Raw genomic sequence first — 20,355 nt, forward strand, 5'->3', positions numbered from 1 at the left:
TACCCGGCAACCACTACCGAAGACCGCGCGATCAGGGCGGGTCCCGATATGAGACGCGGGAGCGGGCTCGCGGATATGCGAAACCGCACCCATTGTTCGAGCCGAAACGGCCGGCGAACGAAGCCATCCTACCTTGCCGCAGGTACGAGGCCGAAACCGCTCACTCAGGGACGTCGGCCCCACCCGCCGACCACGGTCGGCACCGTGAAGACCGCGTTCGCGGCCTGGATGGCATCGCCGAGTCGCTCGTCGAGCGTGTCGAGGTCCATCTCGTCCTCCGTCGCCCCGCCGGAGGCGACTACGGCGTCCTTCATCGCGCGCAGCACCCCGACCACATACGACGACGCGTCCCGCGCGTAGGGCGGCCAAAACGCCTGTAGCCCGAGTGACCCCACATCCGCGTACCCGGCCTGCTCAAAAAGGAGAGGTAGTCGCATCCCGACGAACGGATCCACCTTGGCGTGCGCGAAACCCGCTGCCAGCCAGTCTCTGATGCGGGAGTAGAGCTCGACCTCGGGTAGGGCTCGTGCTCCGCCCATGTCGTAATCGATGGCGATGAAGACCCCGCCCGGACGGAGGTTGCGCATCTGATGAGCCAGGACGTCGACCGCGTCGGGCAGGTGCATCAGCAACAGCCGGCAGACTGCGGCATCGAAAGCCTGCTCGTCGACGAAGCTGCGCGCGTCGCCGTTGCGAAACTCGACGTTGGTCAGTCCCAGCCGGTCGCGACGCTGGTTGGCTACGCCGATCTGGGCGGTGTCCTGCTCAACGCCGACAACTGAGCCCTCGGCCCCAACCATCTCGGCGACTTGAAACGATACGTCGCCCGGACCGCTGCCCAGGTCGAGAACGCGCATGCCGGGTCGGATGCCACCGCGCTGAAACAGCAGAGCTGTCGGCTCGGCAATGATCGCTGCCTGAGATTGCAACCGCGCGATTTCGGCGTCGTCGCTACCCAGAATGTATTCGGGCGTGCTCATTTCGCGACGGTAGCGCGATTTTCAGCAAACGCGTTCCGAACGGGAAAGCTCAGCGGCGCAGGCCGAGCCGCTCGATCAGCGAGCGGTATCGCTCGACGTCCACCTGAGCGACGTACTTGAGCAGCCGGCGGCGACGGCCGACGAGCAGCAGCAGCCCGCGCCGCGAGTGGTGGTCGTGCTTGTGCACCTTCAGGTGCTCGGTCAGGTCGGAGATGCGCTTGGTCAGCAGCGCGACCTGGGCTTCTGGGGATCCGGTGTCGGTGCCATGCAGGCCGTACTCGCCCAGAATGGTCTTCTTTTGTTCGGCAGTGAGCGCCACGAATCAACTCCATCAATCGGTCCGCGAACTAGGGCCAAAGGCCCGAATAAGCGTGGCCACCGCGAACTGCAGCACACGCCGGGTCGGCAGGGAGTCTAGCAGTGCGTCAGCCCGCGGAAAGAATCGTGCGGGCGTGCTCGGTATCTTCGCCCATGGTCGTGACCAGGTCCTCGACCCGGTCGAACTTCTCCTGACCGCGGATGCGGGCGACGAAATCGACCGCGACATGCTGGCCGTACAGGTCCGCGCTGGTGTCCAGGACGAACGCCTCTACGGTGCGCGTGCGGCCCGAAAACGTCGGGTTGGTGCCAACCGAAACCGCGGCTTGATAACGCTCGCCGGGCACCACGCTGCCGGTGATCGGGCCGTGCCCCAGCACGGTGAACCACGCGGCGTAGACACCGTCGGCCGGGATCGCTGAGTACATCGGCGGCGCCACGTTCGCGGTGGGGAACCCAAGCACGGTTCCGCGTCCCTCGCCGCGCACCACCACGCCTTCGACGCGGTGCGGACGGCCCAGCGCCTCGGTGGCCGCCACCACGTCCCCGGCGTCTACGCACGAGCGGATGTACGTCGACGAAAACGTGATGTCCTCGTTTTGGTGGTGCTCGCTGACCAGCGACATGCCCTGCACGGCAAAGCCGAACCGATCGCCCGCCTTGCGCAGGGTGTCGACGTTGCCCGCGGCCTTCTTGCCGAACGTGAAGTTCTCCCCCACCACCACCTCGACGACATGCAGGTGTTCGACGAGCAACTCGTGGATGTAGCGATCGGGGGTCAGCTTCATGAAGTCAGTCGTGAACGGCATCACCAGGAACACGTCGACACCCAGCTCCTCGACGAGTTCGGCACGCCGGGTCAACGTCGTCAGCTGTGCGGGATGGCTGCCCGGGAACACGACCTCCATCGGGTGAGGGTCGAACGTCATCAGCACCGCAGGCACGCCGCGGCTGCGGCCGGCCTTGACGGCGTGGTTGATCAGCTCCTGATGCCCCCGATGCACCCCGTCGAAGACGCCGATCGTCACCACGCATCGGCCCCAGTCCGTCGGGATGTCCTCTTGCCCCCGCCAGCGCTGCACAGCGCAAGCCTACGGCGCAGAGATACCGGTGGCTTCGCTGGATCACCAGATCAGGTGAAGATTGCCTAAACTTTCCAACTGTGAGTCCAGACGGCAACCCTCGCGACCTGAGCACGGTTGCCCAGGACTATCTCAAAGTCATCTGGACCGCCCAGGAGTGGTCGCTGGAGAAGGTCAGCACCAAGCTGCTCGCCGACCGGATCGGCGTCTCTGCCAGCACGGCGTCGGAGTCCATCCGCAAGCTCGCCGACCAGGGCCTGGTCGATCACGAGAAGTACGGCGCGGTGACGCTGACCGAGGCTGGCAGGCGCGCCGCGCTCGGGATGGTGCGCAGGCATCGGCTGATGGAGACCTTCCTCGTTCGCGAACTGGGCTACAGCTGGGACGAGGTGCACGACGAGGCCGAAGTGCTCGAGCACGCCGTTTCGGAGCGGATGCTCGACCGGATCGACGCCAAGCTGGGCCATCCGACCCGCGACCCGCACGGCGATCCGATCCCGGCCAAGGACGGCCAGGTGCCGACCCCCGACGCGCGTCAGCTGTCGGTCTGCCAGAACGGTGAAACGGGAACCGTGGCCCGCATCTCCGACGCCGACCCCGAGATGCTGCGGTATTTCGACACCGTCGGCATCAGCCTGGACTCGCGGTTGCACGTGCTCGCAAGACGCGATTTCGCGGGCATGATCTCGGTGGCCATCAAGTCCGCCAACGCCAGGGAGGACGATCCCGGCACCACTGTCGATCTGGGAAGCCCTGCCGCCGAAGCGATCTGGGTGGTCGGCTAACGCATCCCGGCCGGATCGGGTGCCGGCTGCTTCAGGCCGGCCGACAACACGAGGGTCGACAACACGATCGCGACCAGAAGCAACGCCGCGACATCTCCCCACAGATGGCCCATCTGGTGTTCGGTGAAGGATTGCACCGCCATGATCGCGGCATGCACGACGCTTGACCACACCGCGAACCAGATCACGCTCAGGTTGTTCGCCGGGTTGCGCGCCGCGAGCAGCAGAAACACTCCGAGCGTCGCGTAGATGCCGACGATCATCATGAAATACACCGAATCGTGCGGCGAGCCGTGGTGCCACGCCCACCCCGACGGCCACACCCAGGCCAATGGATAGAGCAGCAGCATGATCACTCCGAACACGGCCAGTGCGAGTTGAAGGAGTTTGTAGGGTGTTCCCATGTCGCCAGTATGCGGCTACAGCGTCGCCGGCCGTAGTACAACAACCGACTTCGTCCGTGACACTTGATCTTTCAGCAGCGCGATGACTCTTCCATCGGGTGCGGTCGCGGCGTAAACACCTTCGATTCCAGCGGCCGTCAGCGGCCGGCCGTGCCGCGTGTCCTCGGCCTCCGCGTCGGTCAGATCGCGGCGCGGAAACGATTGCAGGCAGGCCTCATCCAGTGAATAGCTCAGCCGGGGCCGCTCGGCGAGGTCGTCGAGCGTGGCAGCCTGATCCAGCCCGAACCGTCCGACGCGGGTGCGTCGCAACGCGGTCAGGTGACCGCCCACACCGAGTGCCGCGCCGACATCGCGCGCCAGCGCCCGGATGTACGTGCCACTCGAACAGTCGACTTCGACGTCCACGTCGACGATTTCGTCGTGTCGCCGGATGGCCAGCACGTCCAACCGCTCGATGCGAACATCGCGCGGTGCGAGTTCGACCGGCTGGCCTTCACGGACCAGCTTGTAGGCCCGCTTGCCGTCGACTTTGATGGCGCTGACCGCCGACGGCACCTGCGCGATCTCGCCGCGCAGCGCGCCGACCGCGTCGCCGATCTGACCGTCGGTCACGGCGCTGGCCGAAACAGATTGCAGCACTTCACCTTCCGCATCTTCGGTCGAGGTGGTCTGGCCGAGTCGGATGGTGGCGGCGTAGGACTTGTCGGTGGTGGTCAGCAGGCCGAGGATCTTGGTGGCCCGTTCGATGCCGACGACGAGCACACCGGTGGCCATCGGGTCCAACGTGCCCGCGTGCCCGACCTTGCGGGTGCCGAAGATGCGCCTGCAGCGGCCCACCACGTCATGGCTGGTGATGCCTGCGGGCTTGTCGACGACGACAATCCCGGCGTCGGTCATAACACGATCGCCGTCAACGCCAGGCCGTCGCGAACCGACCAACGTCCCGACAACGTGTCCAGCGGAGGGCCCGACTCGGCGGCCGGATCGATCAGGATGCGCGATTCGAACGTGCCAGCAGTGCCGCTGTCGTCGACGCCGAAGGTGATGTGGGCGTCTTCGAAGCCAAGCCAGCGATGCGTCAGCGGAAACCACGCCTTGTACGTCGCCTCCTTGGCACAGAACAGGATTCGATCCCAATACAGAGCCACAGGCAGCTCCTGCAGCTCCGCACGTTCGATCGGCAGGCTCACCGCGTCGAGCACACCCTTTGGCAGCACGTCGTGCGGTTCAGCGTCGATGCCCACCGAGCGCACCGCACCGATCCTGCCGACGGCCGCACCGCGAAACCCTGTGCAGTGGGTGAGGCTACCGGTCAGGCCGTCGGGCCAACAGGGTTCGCCCTTGTCCCCCTTGAGAATCGGCACCGGCGGCACACCCAGCTCCCCTAACGCCTGCCGCGCGCAATGCCGTACGGTGATGAATTCGTTGCGCCGCTTGGCCACCGATTTCGCGATCAGTGGCTCCTCTTCCGGCAGCGGCGCCAATCCCGGTGGGTCGTCATACAATTCGGCGGCCGCCAGGCTGTCGACGCCGGGCAGCACCGCGGCGAGCAGCGGGGCGGCCGTCATGACTGCCTGGACCTGATGCGCTCTTGCACCTTCTCCGCATGGTCGCGCATTTCCTGGGTGATCTGGAAGTGACCGCCGAACTCGTTGAGGTAGCCGGGTGCGTACTTCGGGTCGGGCAGGATCTGGCGCAACCATCGATATGGCTTGCGGCGCCGCCATTCTCGCGGATAACCGACCGACACCTCTTCGTGGCGGACCCCGTCATACCAGGTGGTGCGTGGAATGTGCAGATGGCCGTACACCGAGCAGATCGCGTTGTAGCGGGTGTGCCAGTCGGCGGTCGCCGTTGTGCCGCACCACAACGAGAACTCCGGGTAGAACATCGCGTCGCAGGGTTCGCGGACCAGCGGGAAATGGTTCACCAAGACCGTCTGGTCCATCCAGTCGAGGTCTTCGAGTCGCTTGCGGGTGTAGGCCACTCGCTCGCGGCACCACGCATCGCGGGTGGCATATGGCTCCGCGGAGAGCAGGAACTCGTCGGTGCCGACGACGTTGCGCTCGCGGGCGATCGCCAGCCCCTCCGCCTTGGTGGCCGCGCCATCCGGCAGAAACGTGTAGTCGTACAGCAGGAACATCGGCACGATGGTCGCCGGGCCGCCCTCCTCCGTCCACACCGGGAAGGGGTGTTCGGGGGTGATGATGCCCATCTCGTCGCACATGTTGACGAAGTAGTCGTAGCGGGCCTTGCCGAAGATCTGCATCGGATCGCGGTTGGTTGTCCACAGTTCGTGGTTGCCTGGCACCCAGATCACCTTGGCGAAGCGCTTGCGCAGAAGGTCGAGCGACCAGTGCACCTCGTCGGTTCGCTCCGCCACATCTCCCGCGACGATCAGCCAGTCGTCGGGCGTGGACGGATGCAGGGACTCCGTGACCGGCTTGTTGCCGGTGTGACCGGTGTGGAGGTCGCTGATCGCCCATAGCGTGGGTCGGCGGCCGTCTCGCGTCACAACCGACCAGCCTACTTGCGATACGGTGAGCACCCGGACCCGCAACTAGAACATGTTCCTGTTTCCCGTCCGGGCGGCAGCGGCGGGCCGCTACACTCCCCGCAGGGTCGGGACGAATGTGAGGGGTGTGATGGTCGCCAAACTTCGCCTGCTGTCCGCGCTGTGCGCGCTGGTCGCGGCGGTGCTCATGGTCTGGCAGTCGAACCCGTCGGGCCCACTGCGGGTCGAGGCGACCGATATCCCGATGACCAATGTCACCACGTCCATCAAGTGGCCGGTGGTCGATACCGTCGACCCGAAGCCCTTCGATCCCTGTCAGGACATTCCGATCGACGTGATTCAGCGGATCGGCCTGGCCGCCACACCTCCCACGCCCGAGGAAGGCCTGCGCTGCCACTTCGACGCCGGGAACTACCAAATGGCGGTCGAGGCGTTCGTCTGGCGAACCTACGAGGAAACGATCCCGCCCGATGCCCTCGAGCTGGACATCAACGGGCACCGCGCGGCGCAGTACTGGATCATGAAGCCGACCGACTGGAACGACCGGTGGTGGATTACGTGCGCCATCGCCTACAAGACCAGCTACGGCGTCATCCAGCAGACACTGTTCTACTCCCCGATCTACGCCGCCGATGACGTCGACTGCCTGCAGACCAACCTGCAGCGCGGCCGCGAGCTGAGCAACTACTACAAGTTCTAGGGCGGTCCGCTTCCGTAGAATTTGTTAGGTGACCGCAGTAACCACCGCTCCTTCGTCGTCACCGCTTCGCTCCACAGTCAAGAAGTACGCGGGCCGCGCGGTCAGCACGCTGCTGAAGCTGCCGCCACACACCACCGACTACCGGGTCAACCGCGGCCTGCGAGTACCGATGCGCGATGGCATCGAGTTGATCGCCGACCACTACGAACCTCTGACGGGCGGCCCGGCAGGCACACTTCTGATCCGCGGGCCGTACGGTCGGGGCTGGCCGTTCTCGACGTTGTTCGCGCACATCTATGCGACACGTGGCTATCACGTCGTCTTCCAAAGCGTCAGAGGCACATTCGGCTCCGGTGGTGAGTTCGATCCGATGGTCAACGAGATCGCCGACGGCGCGGACACCGCAGCATGGCTGCGGGACCAACCGTGGTTCACCGGGTCATTCGCCACTGTGGGAGTCTCGTACCTCGGCTTCACCCAGTGGGCGCTGCTCACCGATCCGCCACCCGAGATGACGGCCGCGGTCATCACCGTCGGCCCGCACGACCTGAGCGGCCCACGCTGGGGTACCGGATCGTTCGGCCTCAACGACTTCCTCGGCTGGTCCGACATGGTCGCCCACCAGGAGGAGCCCCGCGGTATCCGCGCCCTCGTCCGCCAGGTACGCGCGCGACGTGCGCTGGCTCGAGCGACGGGCGCGCTGCCGGTCGGGGAATCGGGCCGCACGCTGTTGGGCACTGGCGCACCGTGGTTCGAGTCGTGGCTCGAGCATCCCGAGTACGACGACCCGCACTGGGCGCCGCTGCAGTTGCACCAGGCGCTGGAACGCACGCAGATCCCGGTGCTGCTGCTCAGCGGGTGGCAGGACGTGTTCCTCGAGCAGACGCTGGCGCAGTATCAACGCCTGCGCGAACGCCACGTGCCGGTCGCCGTCACGATCGGGCCGTGGACCCACACCCAGATGACGACCAAGGGCGCACCGACGGTCATCCGGGAATCGTTGGAGTGGTTGGACGCTCACCTGGCGGGCACCCGACAGGTGACGCGCAAGCCGGTGCGAATCCACGTCAACGGCCACGGCTGGCAGGAGCTCGACGACTGGCCGCCCACGATGCCCGAGCATGTGTTGTATCTGCGGCCTGCTGGCCACCTCGGCGCCGCCGCGCCCGATCAGGACACTCCCCCGTCGAGTTTCACCTACGACCCCGGCGACCCGACGCCGAGCGTCGGCGGTCGGCTGCTGTCGCCAGAAGGCGGCTACCGCAACGACACTCGACTTGCCGAACGCGCGGACGTTTTGACGTTCATCACCGACCCGCTGCTTGCGGATCTCTACGCCGTCGGAACTCCGTTGCTGCACCTGTCGCATTCGTGTGACAACCGCTACAACGACCTGTTCGTCCGGATCAGCGAGGTGGACGCACGCGGGCGGTCGCGCAATGTGAGCGATGGATATGTCTGCGGGACAACGGATTCGCGTAACATTCGGATTGAGCTCGACGCGATCGCCCACCGTTTCCGCGCAGGGACCCGCATCCGGGTGCTGATCGCGGGCGGATCTCATCCGAGGTTCGCCCGCAATCTCGGCACCGGGGAGCCGCTGAGCAGCGGTCGACACCTCGCGGCGGCAACGCACACCGTGCATCTCGGTGAGGGTGGTACGTCGCGACTGGTGCTGCCCGCCGGCCCGCGTCCACCGTCTGCTCAGTCGTTCAAAATGTAAGTGGGCGAGTCGTATTGGCCCCAGACAATCGGAGCCGAAACGGGTGCCGGTTCGACCTGGATCGCAATGTGGCCCGGATGCTCGATGGTGATCGTCGTCGCGGGGTGCGGATCGAGGTTCGATGCCGCCTGCGCGGTCCCTGCCCCGATCAGCAGCGCGGGTGCCGCGACAATCGCAGTGCCGACGACGCCTGCCGCAAACCTGTTCCGAATCTTGGTGACGTTCATGGGTGCTCTCCTTGATGTGGCGCTGCCCCCGACGGGCTGCGTGTACAGGTAGGAGGAGCGACCCAGTGCGGGTCTGACACTTTTTTCGAAAGACTTTTCCTGACCGGGCAGAACGGGCCGGTGGTCAACCCACCGAACTACGCACGCGATCGGCGATTTCGGCCAGCGTCGCCGCGTCGTGCACCGGCGGCGCCCAGTCCGGGTCGACCGGCAGCGGAACCCAACTCTTACAACCTGCGTACTCGGGCGCGCGCTCCAGTCGAACGGGCTCGACCAGCGGACAGGCCTGCACGACAAGCACGGTCAGCCGGTGCTTTGGCCGAAAGTCGAGCCGGTCTTCTTTGACGGATTCGGCTGTCCAGATGTGCAGCGACGCGATCTCATCGAGCACGTCGGGCCGGTTGACTTCAACGGCGGCAACCACTTTCGCGCCTGCCCGCACCACCAGCGCATCGTCGGTGCTGTCTGCGGCCGCCACGGCCAGCAGGTCGCGGTGTTCGGGGCGCACCCGTTCGGCGTGGCTGTGGGCGACTGTCGGAAACAGCAGGAAGCGCGAAGCTGCGACATCGAAGCGCTTTTCGTGGATGCCGCCCTTGCGCAGCAGAATCGTTTGCCTGCCGTCGAGCAACGCGTGTACCGCAGCGCTCCACTCCTTGAGGGCCGCCGTCATGTGGCTGCGAGCCTGGCCCGCACCTCCGGCCGACGCAGTGGCGGAACGGTCTTCGGCGGCTGGCGTCGCGGCGCCAGGCCTGCCAACAGCCGGGTGGTGACCTCGGCGACTTCGGCGACCGCGGCCTCGAAGACCTCGACATTGGCGCCCGTCGGGCGGGTCATGCCGCTGACCTTGCGAACGTATTGGCGGGCCGCGGCCTCGATCTCCTCAGCCGTCGCCGCCGGTTCCAGGCCACGTAGCTCCGTGATGTTTCGGCACATGACCCCCACGATAGATTCCATCCATGACCAACAACACCGACGTACTGCGCATCGAAACGCAGGACCGGGTCCGGACGCTGACGCTGAACCGCCCGCAGTCCCGCAATGCGTTGTCTGCCGAACTGCGCACGCGTTTCTTCGGCGCGCTGCGCGATGCAGAGGCCGACGCGGACGTCGACGTCGTCATCGTCACCGGCGCCGACCCGGTGTTCTGCGCCGGCTTGGACCTCAAGGAATTGGGCGATACCAAGCAGTTGCCCGACATCTCGCCGCAGTGGCCGCCGATGGCCAAGCCGGTGATCGGCGCGATCAACGGTGCAGCCGTGACCGGCGGGCTGGAAATCGCGCTGTACTGCGACATCCTGATCGCCTCGGAGCAGGCCCGCTTCGCCGACACCCACGCCCGCGTCGGGCTGCTGCCCACCTGGGGGCTCAGCGTCCGGTTGCCGCAGAAAGTCGGCGTCGGGCTGGCCCGTCGGATGAGCTTGACCGGTGACTATCTGTCTGCGGCCGACGCGCTGCGAGCCGGGCTGGTGACCGAGGTGGTTCCGCACGACGAGTTGCTGCCGACGGCGCGAAAGGTCGCCGCGTCGATCGTCGGCAACAATCAGAACGCGGTGCGTGCGCTGCTCGCGTCGTATCACCGCATCGACGCGTCGCAGACCGACGCGGGCCTGTGGATCGAGGCGGCCTCGGCCAAGCAGTGGATGAGTTCGGCCACCGGTGACGACATCGCCGCCAACCGCGACGCGGTGCTGCAGCGGGGACGGGCGCAAGTGCGATGAACAAGGCACACGAGGCGTGCGGCAGCGACGAATGGCGGCAGGCGATCCGAGAGGTCATCCTGCCGTGGGCATTGGGCGAGACCGATCTCGGCGACAACGTGCTCGAGGTCGGCCCCGGTTACGGCGCGACGACCGATGTGTTGAGCCAGTCGGCGCAGCGGCTCACGTCGGTCGAGATCGACGACCAGCTCGCCGCGATGCTGACGGACCGGTTCGCCGACGTGCCGTCGGTGCACATCGTGCACGGCGACGCGACGTCGCTCGACTACGCCGACGACAGTTTCACCGGCGCGGCCTGCTTCACGATGCTGCATCACGTGCCGACCGTTGAGCTGCAGGACAAGCTGTTCGCCGAGGTGGCCCGGGTGCTGCGGCCCGGCGGTGCGCTGGTGGCCAGCGACAGCCTGGGCAGCGACGAGCTCGCGGCACATCACGAGGACGACACCTACAACCCGGTCGATCCGTCGTCGCTGCCATCCCGGCTGGCAGACGCCGGGTTTGAGCAGATAGACGTGCGCACCAACGAGTTCGGCTGGGCCGTGATCGCGCGCGCGAAGAAATAGTTCCGCAGAAAAGTGTGCGAGGAGCGCGTGGTCGGCGCTCCTACCTGTAACCGCAGCCCAACCGGGGCGGCGCAAGCACACCGAGGAACCAGCCATGACCACCGCGTACGACACCGACCCGAATGCTCACACCGTTGCCGCCGCGTGGGCGTCGAGCCCGCTCGGCCGGCCCGATCACGAAGTCGATGACGGCGTCACGCCGGACGCGCCGCGCTCAAATGGCAAGCACGCCGTCCTCGCGTTCGCGTTGGCAGGCGGGATCGGTGTCGGCGCCGCACTGGCATTGACGTTCGTCGACCTGACACCGGCTGATGACGTGGTCGTCGTACCGGGCAGCACGGCGCCGCAACCCGCCGTGGTCGTCGCGCCGACCACGCAGGCGCCGCTGCCGACGATCGTTGCGACGGCTCCAGTCGCTGCGCCTGCCGTCGTCACCCCGCCCGCGAACGTGCCCACTTCGCCCGCGGCGACCACGGTGGTCGAGATCCCGACCCCGGCGCCTGCCGATGAGCCCGAGATCAACGAACCCCTGCCCACGTCGGTTTTTCCGAAACCCCTACCGCCAGGACCCGGCGACTTCGAACAGCCCGAGCCGCAGCCGCCGGTGGATTTTCCCGACCTGCCCAAGGCGCCGGTGCCGAAACCCGATCCGAAGCCGGAGCCGCCGTCGGGCATCGTCCCGGATCTCGGGCTGTCGTCGTGACGACGGCGGTAGCGCACTGGGACACGGTCGGCGCGTCCGAGAGCGACGCCGACCTGGCAAGGGCTTCGGCGGCAGGCGACAAGCGAGCATTCGCTGCGATATACGACCGCCACGCCGACCGGCTGCACGACTTCTGCGCCGGCATGCTCGCCGACCGGGACGGCGCCGCGGACTGCGTGCAGGACGTCTTCTGCATCGCAGCGACCGAGCTGCCAAAGCTGCGAGACCCGGACCGGCTGCGGCCCTGGCTGTATTCGATCGCCCGCAACGAAGCGTTGCGGCGAATCCGTCAGCGCCGCAGGGAAACTCCCTCCGAGGAGCTGCCCGAAACCGAGTCCGCTGAACCTGGTCCAGAGACGTTGGCAGCCCGCCTGGAACTCGGTGATCTGATCGCCGACGCCGCGGGCGGGTTGTCCGACCGCGACCGTGCCGTCCTGGAGTTGGCGTTCCGTCACGGTCTCAACGGGCCGTGCCTTGCCGAAGCGCTGGGGATCAGCCCCAGTAACGCGAACACGATCGTGCATCGGCTGCGCGAAACGATCCAGCGTTCGCTGGGGGCGCTGCTGGTGTCACGTCGTTGCCGAAACATCGGCGGCTGCGCCGAGCTGGCGGCGATGCTCGACGGTTGGGATGGACAGTTCAATGTCCTTATGCGCAAACGCATCTCACGCCACATCGAGTCGTGTGACGTCTGCGAAGAGGAACGGCGGCGACTTGTCAGCCCGGTCGCGCTTCTCGGGGCCGCTCCGGCCTTCGTCCCGGCGCCCGCCTGGCTTCGCGAGCGCACGCTGAACGAGATTCAACTGACGTGCGAGGCGACACCCGTGGGCGGCAACAACAATGGCTGGTTGACCCCGGTCGTCGCGTTTGTCGTCGCCCTGCTCGCCGTGCTCGGGGTGACAGTCGTGTTCATGAATCAGCAGACGACGCCGCGGGGGTCGATCGAGGTCAGCCAAGTGGCTGCTCCTCCGAAGGCTGAGCCGAGCGTCGAAGCGCCACCGCCGCCACCGCCGGTGAGCGCCCAGCCGACTGCGGCCGCACCGGCAGCGCCCGCGCCGCAGATCACAGTCATGCCGAAACCTACGGCCGAGCCGACAGTGGTTGCACCGCCGCCGGTTTCGCAACCGCCAGTGACGTCGCCAACTGCGCTACCGCCGATGCCGCCGCTGCCGCCGCTGCCTACGCTGCCACCATTGGCGCCGTGGCCGCAGTGGCCGGGCAGCGATCCCGGCGGCCCCGGTGGCCCTGCCGGTCAGTTCAGTGGCCCGTCGGACATCGCGGTCAGCCCGCCCGCGCCGAGTGTGCCGTGAGGTTTGCTGCGAACGAGGCGGCATTGCCAGTAATCTCACAGGTTGCTGCACTGTCGAGAGTTGAGGCGATGAGGAGGCGTCGTGACTGCGGTACCGAATTTGGACACCGTCGACCCGCGCGACACTGACGCGGACCTGGTGCGCGGCAGCTTGGCCGGTGACCGCGCGGCATTCGCTGCGATCTACGACCGCTACGCCGACCGGTTGTACGACTTCTGCGTGGGAATGTTGCGTGATTACGACGCCGCCGCCGACTGCGTCCAGGAGACGTTCTGCCTGGCTGCCACTCGCCTGCCGCAGCTGCGGGACCCCGACAAACTGCGGCCGTGGCTGTATTCGATCTCCCGCAATGAGGCCCTTGCCCGACTGCGGGAGCTGCGCCGTGAGGCACCGTCGGAGGAGTTGCCCGATGTCCAGTCAGAGGATGCCGGCCCCGACACGCTTGCCGCCCGCACCGAACTCGCCGACCTGATCGCAGAGGCCGCAGGCGGGTTGACGGACCGCGACCGCGCGGTCTTTGATCTCGCTTTCCGCCAGGGCCTCGACGGCCCAGAGCTCGCCGAAGCTCTCGGGGTCAGCCACACCAACGCCAACACGCTGGTGCACCGGTTGCGGCAGACCGTCGAACGCTCGCTCGGCGCACTGCTCGTGTGCCGCGGACGACGCGCATCGGGCGGCTGCGACGAGCTCGGCCAGATCCTCGCGGGCTGGAACGGACAGTTCAGTGTGCTCATGCGCAAACGCGTTGCGCGGCACATCGAGTCGTGCCAAGAGTGCGACGACGAACGGCGTCGATTGGTCAGCCCCAGTGCATTGCTGGCCGCTGCACCGGCGTTCATTCCAGCCCCGAAGTGGTTGCGCGACAAGACGATCAACGACATCCAACTCGTCTGTCACACCAGTGCCATGGCTGGGCAGTCGGACATCGACGACAGCGACGCCGGCGCCTCTGAAACCGACGACCGCCGCCGACGGCTCCTGCTCGCCGCGGTTTTGGTCGTCGTGCTGGGTGCTGCCACCGCGCTACTGCTGGCGTGGCTGAACGGGAAACCGGTCTCGGTGCTGCCCACCGAGGTCACTGAAAAACCAACGACCACCCAGGCCACGGTCCCGGCCGTCGCACCGCCGTCGCAGACCGCCGCGCCGGCGCCGCCCCCGCCACCCGTCGTTCCGACGTCACCGGCCGACGCACCCGTGCTGATCCCAACCGAACCGCCTTCTTCGGCGTCGGAGTCACCACCGCAGGTCGCACCGTCTTCGCAGGGTCGGCCGACCCCGGTGACCAGGAGCCCGTCGTCGTACGCGCCGACGGCGACTGCAACCAATCCGGGCCCGCCGAGTGGCGGTGGCGGCGGATCCGGCAACCGAGGGACCGCTCCGTAACACCCGCCGCAAAATTCATCGAAAAAAGTGTGCGAGCACCCCGCGGTTGCGACTCCTACCACCATGAACAACGTTCGCAACTACCAGAAGGTCCTCGCCATCCTCGCCGCAAGCGCGGCCCTGACCGTCCCCCTGACCGCGTACAACGCCGCACAGCCCACCCCATTCAACGAATCGGCCACCGGCCGAACCGTTGCGGTCGGCGACGAAGCTGCCGGGTGCGCGCACGTCGACGCACCGATGGTGGACGTTCCGACCGCCAGTTAGACCGAACCGCGTATGACGCATCCCGCGGCCCCGGGCTGGCGGACGATCAACGGTTGCGATCGAGACCGATGCCGATACCTACGGTGACAGCGAATGTGACCGTCAGCGCGTGCCCGGCACCAGCCAGTGTCCGGAGAACGCCCGCCAGCCCACGAACACCAGCCGCAGCACCATGAAAGTGCTCAGCCCTGACCAGATTCCGAGCAGCCCCCAGCCGAACGCCAACGACAACCAAATCAGCGGCAGGAACCCGAACAGTGCGCTGATCAATGTGGCGTTGCGCATGAACTTCGCATCGCCCGCACCGAGCAGCACCCCGTCGAGCGCGAAAACGATTCCCGCGATGGGCAATTGGGCCACCATGAACCACCACGGCACCCCGATCGCGTCGAGCACCGAGCGGTCGTCGGTGAAAACGCTCGGGAACACCGACGCGCCGACCGCGAAGACGACGGCCAGCACCCCCGAAGCCAGCGTCGAGAAGATCGTCACCCGCCACGCCACGGACTTCGCATGCGCGAGCTGCCCGGCCCCCAGCGCCGCGCCCACCAACGACTGCGCGGCGATCGCCAACGAATCAAGCACCAGCGCAAGGAAATTCCACAGCTGCAGCACCACCTGATGGGCGGCGACGGCGGCCGCACCGAACCGGGCAGCGACGGCCCCCGCCGATACGAAACACGCCTGGAATGCCACCGTGCGCAGCACCAGGTCACGACCCATCACGACCTGGGCTCGCAGCACCGCCGGATGAACCCGCAGCGGCACCCGCTCGGCGAGCAGCGAACGTAGAAAGAACGCCGCAGCCACCCACTGCCCCACCAGGTTGGCGACCGCCGAGCCCGCCAACTCCATCCGCGGCATGCCGAGCCAGCCGTACACCAGCAGTGGGCACAGCACCGCGGACACCGCGAACCCGCCGACCACGTAGCGCAGCGGCCGCGTGGTGTCCTGCACGCCGCGCATCCACCCGTTGCCCGCCGCGGACACCAGGATCGCGGGCACGCCGACAATCGCGATGCGCACCCACGGCAACGCGGCGTCCGCGATGCCGCCGCCTGCCGCCAACGCCGACACCAACGGCACCGCAGCGGCCTCGACCACGACGACGATCACGACGCCCAAGCCCAGCGCCAGCCAGGTGGCCTGGACTCCCTCGCCGACGGCAGCGGCGCGGTCGCCTGCCCCGAAGAAGCGGGCCGAGCGCGCGGTCGTGCCGTAGGACAAGAAGGTCATCTGCGAGCTCAGCGTGCTCAGAATGAGTCCGCCGATCGCCAGGCCGGCCAGCGCCAGTGCGCCCAACCGGCCGACGATGGCGATGTCGAAGAGCAGGTAGATCGGTTCTGCGGCCAGCACCCCCAACGCGGGGAACGCCAATGCGGCGATGCGACGGCCGGTGGCCGGGGCTACCGGGAGGTCACCCTCAGCCAAGAGCGGTGTACAGCGCCTGAACGACGTCGTCGATGGATCCGGTCGCCGAGTAGCCCGCGGCCAGGCGGTGCCCGCCGCCGCCGAAGGCACTGGCGACCGCGGCGAGGTCGTAGGACTTCGCGCGCATCGACACCGACCAGTGCGCAGGCTCGATCTCCTTGAACACCGCAGACACCTCGGCCTGCTGCGTGGTGCGCACGATGTCGACGATGCTCTCGACTTCCTCCGGCCGCGCATTGGCCCATTCCTGGTGCATCACAACGGCATACACCAGTCCAGCACCGCCTGCGGCATCGGGCAACAGCTGCGCCGACGACAGCACGCGCGACAACATCGGCAGCCACGCGAACGGGTGGCTGTCGAGCAGCGCGCGACTGATCGAAGTGTTGTCCACTCCGAGCTCCAGCAGCCGGGCGGCGAGCCGATGCGCGCGGGCGCTGGCCCACCGAAACGAACCGGTGTCGGTGATCAGCCCGGCATACAGGCAGTGCGCGACGCCCAGGTCGATCGGCTTGCCCCACGCATCGAGCAACTCGGCCACCAGCATCGTGGTGGAGTCCGCGGACGGATCGACGTAGTTGGCGGTGCCGAACATCAGGTTCGAGGCGTGGTGGTCGATCACCAACACCTCGCGTCCGACATCGGCGAGCTCAGCGAGCGCACCGAGCCGGTTGACGCTCGGGATGTCGACGGTGACGACGAGATCGGCGTCGCGGCGCATCGTGTCCGGACCGACCAGCAGGTGTCCGCCCGGCAGCGACTGCAGTGACTCGGGTAGCCGAGCGGGCGCGGCGAAACTCACCTCGACGGCCTTGCCCGCATGGTCGAGCACCAACGCAAGGGCCAGACCTGCGCCGATGGTATCCGCGTCGGGATAGACGTGGCACACGACGCTGACTGTGGCGGCCGCCTCCAGGAGATCGGCGGCCTGCCGCGCATCGACGCGCAGGCCTTCGATTACAGGCGCGTCAGTCATCTTGTCGATTGCGGTCACCGGTGTCCTCAGCGTCAAGCCCGTCATCTAGGTCCCCGCTCGAACCCTCAGCCCCGGTCTTACGGTACGGGTCTTCCTCGCCCGCATGCTTGGCACCCTGCCGAACTCTAGCCAAATCCTCATCTGCGGCCCGCGCGCGAGCGAGCAGATCTTCCATCCGATGCGCCGTGTCGGGCACGGTGTCGCGTTCGAACGCCAACGTCGGAGTGAACCGGACGCCGAGCGCGGCGCCCACCCTGGTGCGCAGGGTGCCCTTCGCGCTCTCCAGCGCCGCCGCCGCACCGGCGTAGTCCGGCTCGTCCTCGAGATTGCGCCCGAACACCGAGTAGAACAGCGTCGCGTCGTGCAGGTCGCCGGTGACCTTGGCGTCGGTGATCGTCACGCCGGCCAGCCGCGGATCCTTGATCTCGAACTCGATCGCCGAAGCGACGATGGTCGCGATCCGTTTGGCCAGCCGGCGTGCACGCGCCGGATCAGGCACGTGCCTTCTCGACCAGCTCGTAGGTCTCGATCACGTCGCCCTCCTTGATGTCGGAGTACGTCAGCGTCAAACCACACTCGTAGCCGTCGCGCACCTCGGTCGCGTCATCCTTCTCGCGCTTGAGCGACGACACCGTGAGGTTCTCGGCGACGACGACACTGTCGCGGAGCAGACGCGCCTTGGCGTTGCGGCGCATGACGCCCGAGGTGACCAGGCAGCCGGCGATGTTGCCGACCTTCGAGCTCCGGAATATCGCCCGGATCTCGGCGCGACCGAGTTCGCGCTCCTCGTAGATCGGCTTGAGCATGCCCTTGAGCGCGCTCTCGATCTCGTCGATGGCCTGGTAGATCACCGAGTAGTAGCGGATCTCCACACCCTCGCGGTTGGCGAGTTCGGTGGCCTTGCCCTCGGCGCGGACGTTGAACCCGATGATGATCGCGTCCGAGGCCGACGCCAGGTTGACGTTGGTCTCGGTGACGCCGCCGACGCCGCGGTCGATGACGCGCAGTTCGACCTCGTCGTCGACCTGGATGCCCAGCAGCGCTTCCTCCAGCGCCTCGACGGTGCCCGCGTTGTCGCCCTTGAGGATCAGGTTCAGCTGGCTGGTTTCCTTCAGCGCCGAATCCAGGTCCTCCAGGCTGATCCGCTTGCGGGTACGCGCGGCCAGTGCGTTGCGCTTGCGCGCGCTGCGCCGGTCGGCGATCTGGCGGGCGATGCGGTCCTCGTCGACGACGAGGAAGTTGTCGCCTGCGCCCGGCACCGACGTGAAGCCGATGACCTGCACCGGCCGCGACGGCAGCGCCGCCTCGACGTCCTCGCCGTGCTCGTCGACCATGCGGCGCACGCGACCGTAGGCGTCGCCTGCCACCACCGAATCGCCGACGCGCAGCGTGCCGCGCTGAATCAGCACGGTAGCCACGGGACCGCGGCCACGGTCCAGGTGCGCCTCGATCGCAACACCCTGGGCTTCCATGTCGGGGTTTGCCCGCAGGTCCAGGGAGGCATCGGCGGTCAGCACGACCGCCTCGAGCAGGGCCTCGATGTTGGTGCCCTGCTTGGCGGAGATGTCGACGAACATCGTGTCACCGCCGAATTCCTCTGGCACCAAACCGTATTCGGTCAGCTGCCCGCGGATCTTCTGCGGATCGGCACCTTCCTTGTCGATCTTGTTGACCGCCACCACGATCGGCACGTCGGCCGCCTGCGCGTGGTTGACCGCCTCCACCGTCTGCGGCATCACACCGTCGTCGGCGGCGACCACCAGGATCGCGATGTCGGTGGCCTTCGCGCCGCGGGCACGCATGGCGGTGAACGCCTCGTGACCCGGGGTGTCGATGAAGGTGATCGGCCGGATCGTGCCGTCGAGGTCGACCTCGACCTGGTAGGCGCCGATGTGCTGGGTGATGCCGCCTGCCTCTTCCTCGCGGACGTTGGCCTGACGGATGGTGTCCAGCAGTCGGGTCTTGCCGTGGTCGACGTGACCCATGACGGTGACCACCGGCGGGCGGGTCTCGAGGTCTTCCTCGCCGCCTTCGTCCTCGCCGTAGGTGAGGTCGAACGACTCGAGCAGCTCGCGGTCCTCGTCTTCCGGAGACACGACCTGCACGACGTAGTTCATCTCGCTGCCGAGCAGTTCCAGCGTCTCGTCACCCACCGACTGGGTGGCGGTCACCATCTCGCCGAGGTTGAACAGCGCCTGCACCAGCGAGGCCGGGTTGGCGTCGATCTTCTCGGCGAAGTCGGACAGCGACGCGCCGCGGGCCAGCCGGATGGTCTCGCCGTTGCCGTGCGGCAGCCGCACGCCGCCGACGACCGGCGCCTGCATGTTTTCGTACTCGGCGCGTTTCGCCCGCTTCGACTTGCGGCCACGCTTCGGCGCGCCGCCGGGACGACCGAATGCACCGGCCGCTCCGCCACGCTGACCTGGGCGTCCGCCGCCACCGCCACCAGGACGACCGCGGTAGCCGCCGCCGGCGCCCGCGGGGGCACCGCCACCGCCGCCTGCACCGCCGCCGCGGTAGTTACCGCCGCCGCCACCGCCGGGACGACCGGCGCCACCTGGCGCGGGACGACCGCCGGGGCCGGGACGCGGCCCGCCTGGACGACCACCGGCCGGCGGACGGGGTCCGCCGGGACGCGGGGGCATGTTGCCAGGCGACATGCCTGGCCGTGGCGCACCCGGCCGCGGCGCACCGGGACCGGGGCGCGGACCCTGCGGACGAGGAATCGGCCGGTCAACGGGCTGCGCGGAAGAGAACGGGTTGTTGCCGACGCGCGGCGTGCGCGCAGCGGGCTTGGGCGCCGGGCCTGGCCGCGGGCCAGGAGTGGCGCCGGGCGTTGCGCCTGGGGTGGGCGCGGCCGGAGCTGCGGGCGTCGGCGGCGCCGCCGGCGGGGCTGCTGGTGCAGCTGCCGCGGGAGGGGGCGCTGGCGCCGGTTCCACCGGAGCTGCGGGGGCCGCGGGCTTGGGGGCGGCCGGCTTCGCGGGCGCGGCCTTTGCCGCTGCCGGCTTGGCCGGCGAGCCGTTGCCGTCGGCCTTGACCTTCTCCGCTGCGGGCTTTGCGCCACCGAATGATTCGCGCAGTCGACGCGCGACGGGTGCCTCCACCGTGGAGGACGCGGATTTGACGAATTCGCCCTGTTCGCTCAGTCGGGCGAGAACTTCCTTACTAGTGACACCGAGTTCCTTGGCCAACTCGTGTACACGGGCCTTACCTGCCACTACATCTCCATCTCTAGAGGCGTCAGCGGTGGTAGGCGCCGCGCCTCGGGTT

General features: G+C 67.6%; 23 protein-coding genes. 9 read left to right on the forward strand and 14 right to left on the reverse strand.

Going from position 1 to position 20,355, the window contains the following annotated elements:
• Positions 1–164 precede the first annotated feature (164 nt).
• The 3 genes from GGC64_RS03205 to GGC64_RS03215 all read right to left on the reverse strand — a co-directional run bounded on the left by GGC64_RS03205 (position 165) and on the right by GGC64_RS03215 (position 2,380).
• Positions 165–980, reverse strand: a complete 816-nt coding sequence (locus GGC64_RS03205) for a class I SAM-dependent methyltransferase (protein WP_192720995.1) — start codon at positions 978–980, stop codon at positions 165–167.
• A gap of 49 nt (positions 981–1,029) precedes the next feature.
• Positions 1,030–1,299 (reverse strand): 30S ribosomal protein S15, encoded by a 270-nt coding sequence (gene rpsO, locus GGC64_RS03210; RefSeq protein WP_192720996.1) that lies wholly within the window; start codon positions 1,297–1,299, stop codon positions 1,030–1,032.
• Positions 1,300–1,405: 106 nt separating this feature from the next.
• A complete protein-coding gene (locus tag GGC64_RS03215) occupies positions 1,406–2,380 on the reverse strand; it encodes a bifunctional riboflavin kinase/FAD synthetase (RefSeq protein WP_192720997.1) in 975 nt (324 codons plus the stop codon).
• An 80-nt stretch (positions 2,381–2,460) separates the two neighbouring features.
• Here GGC64_RS03215 and mntR point away from each other — a divergent pair, with 80 nt between their 5' ends.
• Entirely contained in the window at positions 2,461–3,165 is a 705-nt protein-coding gene (gene mntR, locus GGC64_RS03220; protein WP_192720998.1) for a manganese-binding transcriptional regulator MntR, read from the forward strand.
• Here mntR and GGC64_RS03225 read toward each other — a convergent pair.
• The 4 genes from GGC64_RS03225 to GGC64_RS03240 are packed head-to-tail and all read right to left on the reverse strand — an operon-like array spanning position 3,162 to position 6,084.
• Positions 3,162–3,569, reverse strand: coding sequence for a DUF6632 domain-containing protein (locus GGC64_RS03225; RefSeq protein ID WP_192720999.1), 408 nt, complete (start codon positions 3,567–3,569; stop codon positions 3,162–3,164). The two genes, mntR and GGC64_RS03225, sit on opposite strands and share 4 nt — an antisense overlap.
• 15 nt (positions 3,570–3,584) lie before the next feature.
• Entirely contained in the window at positions 3,585–4,466 is an 882-nt protein-coding gene (gene truB, locus GGC64_RS03230) for a tRNA pseudouridine(55) synthase TruB (RefSeq protein WP_192721000.1), read from the reverse strand.
• Positions 4,463–5,137 carry a 4'-phosphopantetheinyl transferase gene (locus GGC64_RS03235; RefSeq protein ID WP_192721001.1) on the reverse strand — a complete coding sequence of 225 codons (675 nt, stop codon included), beginning with the start codon at positions 5,135–5,137 and terminating at the stop codon, positions 4,463–4,465. The genes truB and GGC64_RS03235 overlap by 4 nt, the downstream gene beginning before the upstream one ends.
• Positions 5,134–6,084: a metallophosphoesterase gene (locus tag GGC64_RS03240; protein WP_192721002.1), complete on the reverse strand. Its 951-nt coding sequence runs from the start codon at positions 6,082–6,084 to the stop codon at positions 5,134–5,136. The genes GGC64_RS03235 and GGC64_RS03240 overlap by 4 nt, the downstream gene beginning before the upstream one ends.
• 130 nt (positions 6,085–6,214) lie before the next feature.
• On the opposite strand from GGC64_RS03240, the gene GGC64_RS03245 reads away from it, so the two are divergent.
• Together GGC64_RS03245 and GGC64_RS03250 are read left to right on the forward strand one after the other, a co-directional pair.
• Positions 6,215–6,784, forward strand: coding sequence for a DUF3558 domain-containing protein (locus GGC64_RS03245; RefSeq protein ID WP_192721003.1), 570 nt, complete (start codon positions 6,215–6,217; stop codon positions 6,782–6,784).
• 28 nt (positions 6,785–6,812) lie between these two features.
• On the forward strand, positions 6,813–8,507 hold the full coding sequence (locus GGC64_RS03250) for a CocE/NonD family hydrolase (RefSeq protein ID WP_192721004.1): 1,695 nt from the start codon (positions 6,813–6,815) through the stop codon (positions 8,505–8,507).
• Here GGC64_RS03250 and GGC64_RS03255 read toward each other — a convergent pair.
• The 3 genes from GGC64_RS03255 to GGC64_RS03265 form a co-directional block, all read right to left on the reverse strand.
• Positions 8,489–8,734: a hypothetical protein gene (locus GGC64_RS03255; protein ID WP_192721005.1), complete on the reverse strand. Its 246-nt coding sequence runs from the start codon at positions 8,732–8,734 to the stop codon at positions 8,489–8,491. The genes GGC64_RS03250 and GGC64_RS03255 overlap by 19 nt on opposite strands.
• 124 nt (positions 8,735–8,858) lie before the next feature.
• Positions 8,859–9,404 carry a DUF1802 family protein gene (locus GGC64_RS03260; protein WP_192721006.1) on the reverse strand — a complete coding sequence of 182 codons (546 nt, stop codon included), beginning with the start codon at positions 9,402–9,404 and terminating at the stop codon, positions 8,859–8,861.
• A complete protein-coding gene (locus GGC64_RS03265) occupies positions 9,401–9,667 on the reverse strand; it encodes a DUF2277 family protein (protein WP_192721007.1) in 267 nt (88 codons plus the stop codon). Before GGC64_RS03265 ends, GGC64_RS03260 begins: the two co-directional genes overlap by 4 nt.
• Before the next feature lie 23 nt (positions 9,668–9,690).
• On the opposite strand from GGC64_RS03265, the gene GGC64_RS03270 reads away from it, so the two are divergent.
• From GGC64_RS03270 to GGC64_RS03295, 6 genes are all read left to right on the forward strand, one after another.
• Positions 9,691–10,452 (forward strand): enoyl-CoA hydratase, encoded by a 762-nt coding sequence (locus GGC64_RS03270; protein ID WP_192721008.1) that lies wholly within the window; start codon positions 9,691–9,693, stop codon positions 10,450–10,452.
• Positions 10,449–11,015 (forward strand): class I SAM-dependent methyltransferase, encoded by a 567-nt coding sequence (locus tag GGC64_RS03275; RefSeq protein WP_192721009.1) that lies wholly within the window; start codon positions 10,449–10,451, stop codon positions 11,013–11,015. Before GGC64_RS03270 ends, GGC64_RS03275 begins: the two co-directional genes overlap by 4 nt.
• 94 nt (positions 11,016–11,109) lie before the next feature.
• Complete coding sequence (locus tag GGC64_RS03280; protein WP_192721010.1) at positions 11,110–11,718, forward strand: hypothetical protein; 609 nt, start codon at positions 11,110–11,112, stop codon at positions 11,716–11,718.
• Positions 11,715–13,028 carry an RNA polymerase sigma factor gene (locus tag GGC64_RS34540; RefSeq protein WP_370581960.1) on the forward strand — a complete coding sequence of 438 codons (1,314 nt, stop codon included), beginning with the start codon at positions 11,715–11,717 and terminating at the stop codon, positions 13,026–13,028. The genes GGC64_RS03280 and GGC64_RS34540 overlap by 4 nt, the downstream gene beginning before the upstream one ends.
• 81 nt (positions 13,029–13,109) lie before the next feature.
• On the forward strand, positions 13,110–14,411 hold the full coding sequence (locus GGC64_RS35120) for an RNA polymerase sigma factor (RefSeq protein ID WP_370581961.1): 1,302 nt from the start codon (positions 13,110–13,112) through the stop codon (positions 14,409–14,411).
• 63 nt (positions 14,412–14,474) lie between these two features.
• Positions 14,475–14,678, forward strand: a complete 204-nt coding sequence (locus tag GGC64_RS03295; RefSeq protein ID WP_192721011.1) for a hypothetical protein — start codon at positions 14,475–14,477, stop codon at positions 14,676–14,678.
• A gap of 102 nt (positions 14,679–14,780) precedes the next feature.
• Here GGC64_RS03295 and GGC64_RS03300 read toward each other — a convergent pair whose 3' ends face one another.
• Genes GGC64_RS03300 through infB form a run of 4 tightly spaced genes read right to left on the reverse strand, consistent with a single transcriptional unit; the run spans position 14,781 to position 20,303 of the window.
• The gene (locus tag GGC64_RS03300) at positions 14,781–16,109 is read right to left on the reverse strand and encodes an MATE family efflux transporter (protein ID WP_192721012.1); all 1,329 of its coding nucleotides are present in this window, start codon (positions 16,107–16,109) and stop codon (positions 14,781–14,783) included.
• Positions 16,102–17,130 (reverse strand): bifunctional oligoribonuclease/PAP phosphatase NrnA, encoded by a 1,029-nt coding sequence (locus GGC64_RS03305; RefSeq protein WP_304611071.1) that lies wholly within the window; start codon positions 17,128–17,130, stop codon positions 16,102–16,104. The genes GGC64_RS03300 and GGC64_RS03305 overlap by 8 nt, the downstream gene beginning before the upstream one ends.
• Positions 17,078–17,584 carry a 30S ribosome-binding factor RbfA gene (rbfA, locus tag GGC64_RS03310; protein WP_192721013.1) on the reverse strand — a complete coding sequence of 169 codons (507 nt, stop codon included), beginning with the start codon at positions 17,582–17,584 and terminating at the stop codon, positions 17,078–17,080. The genes GGC64_RS03305 and rbfA overlap by 53 nt, the downstream gene beginning before the upstream one ends.
• Positions 17,577–20,303 carry a translation initiation factor IF-2 gene (infB, locus tag GGC64_RS03315; protein WP_192721014.1) on the reverse strand — a complete coding sequence of 909 codons (2,727 nt, stop codon included), beginning with the start codon at positions 20,301–20,303 and terminating at the stop codon, positions 17,577–17,579. Before infB ends, rbfA begins: the two co-directional genes overlap by 8 nt.
• Positions 20,304–20,355 lie beyond the last annotated feature (52 nt).

The sequence above is a fragment of the Mycobacterium sp. OAS707 genome (assembly GCF_014873705.1).
GTDB lineage: Bacteria > Actinomycetota > Actinomycetes > Mycobacteriales > Mycobacteriaceae > Mycobacterium.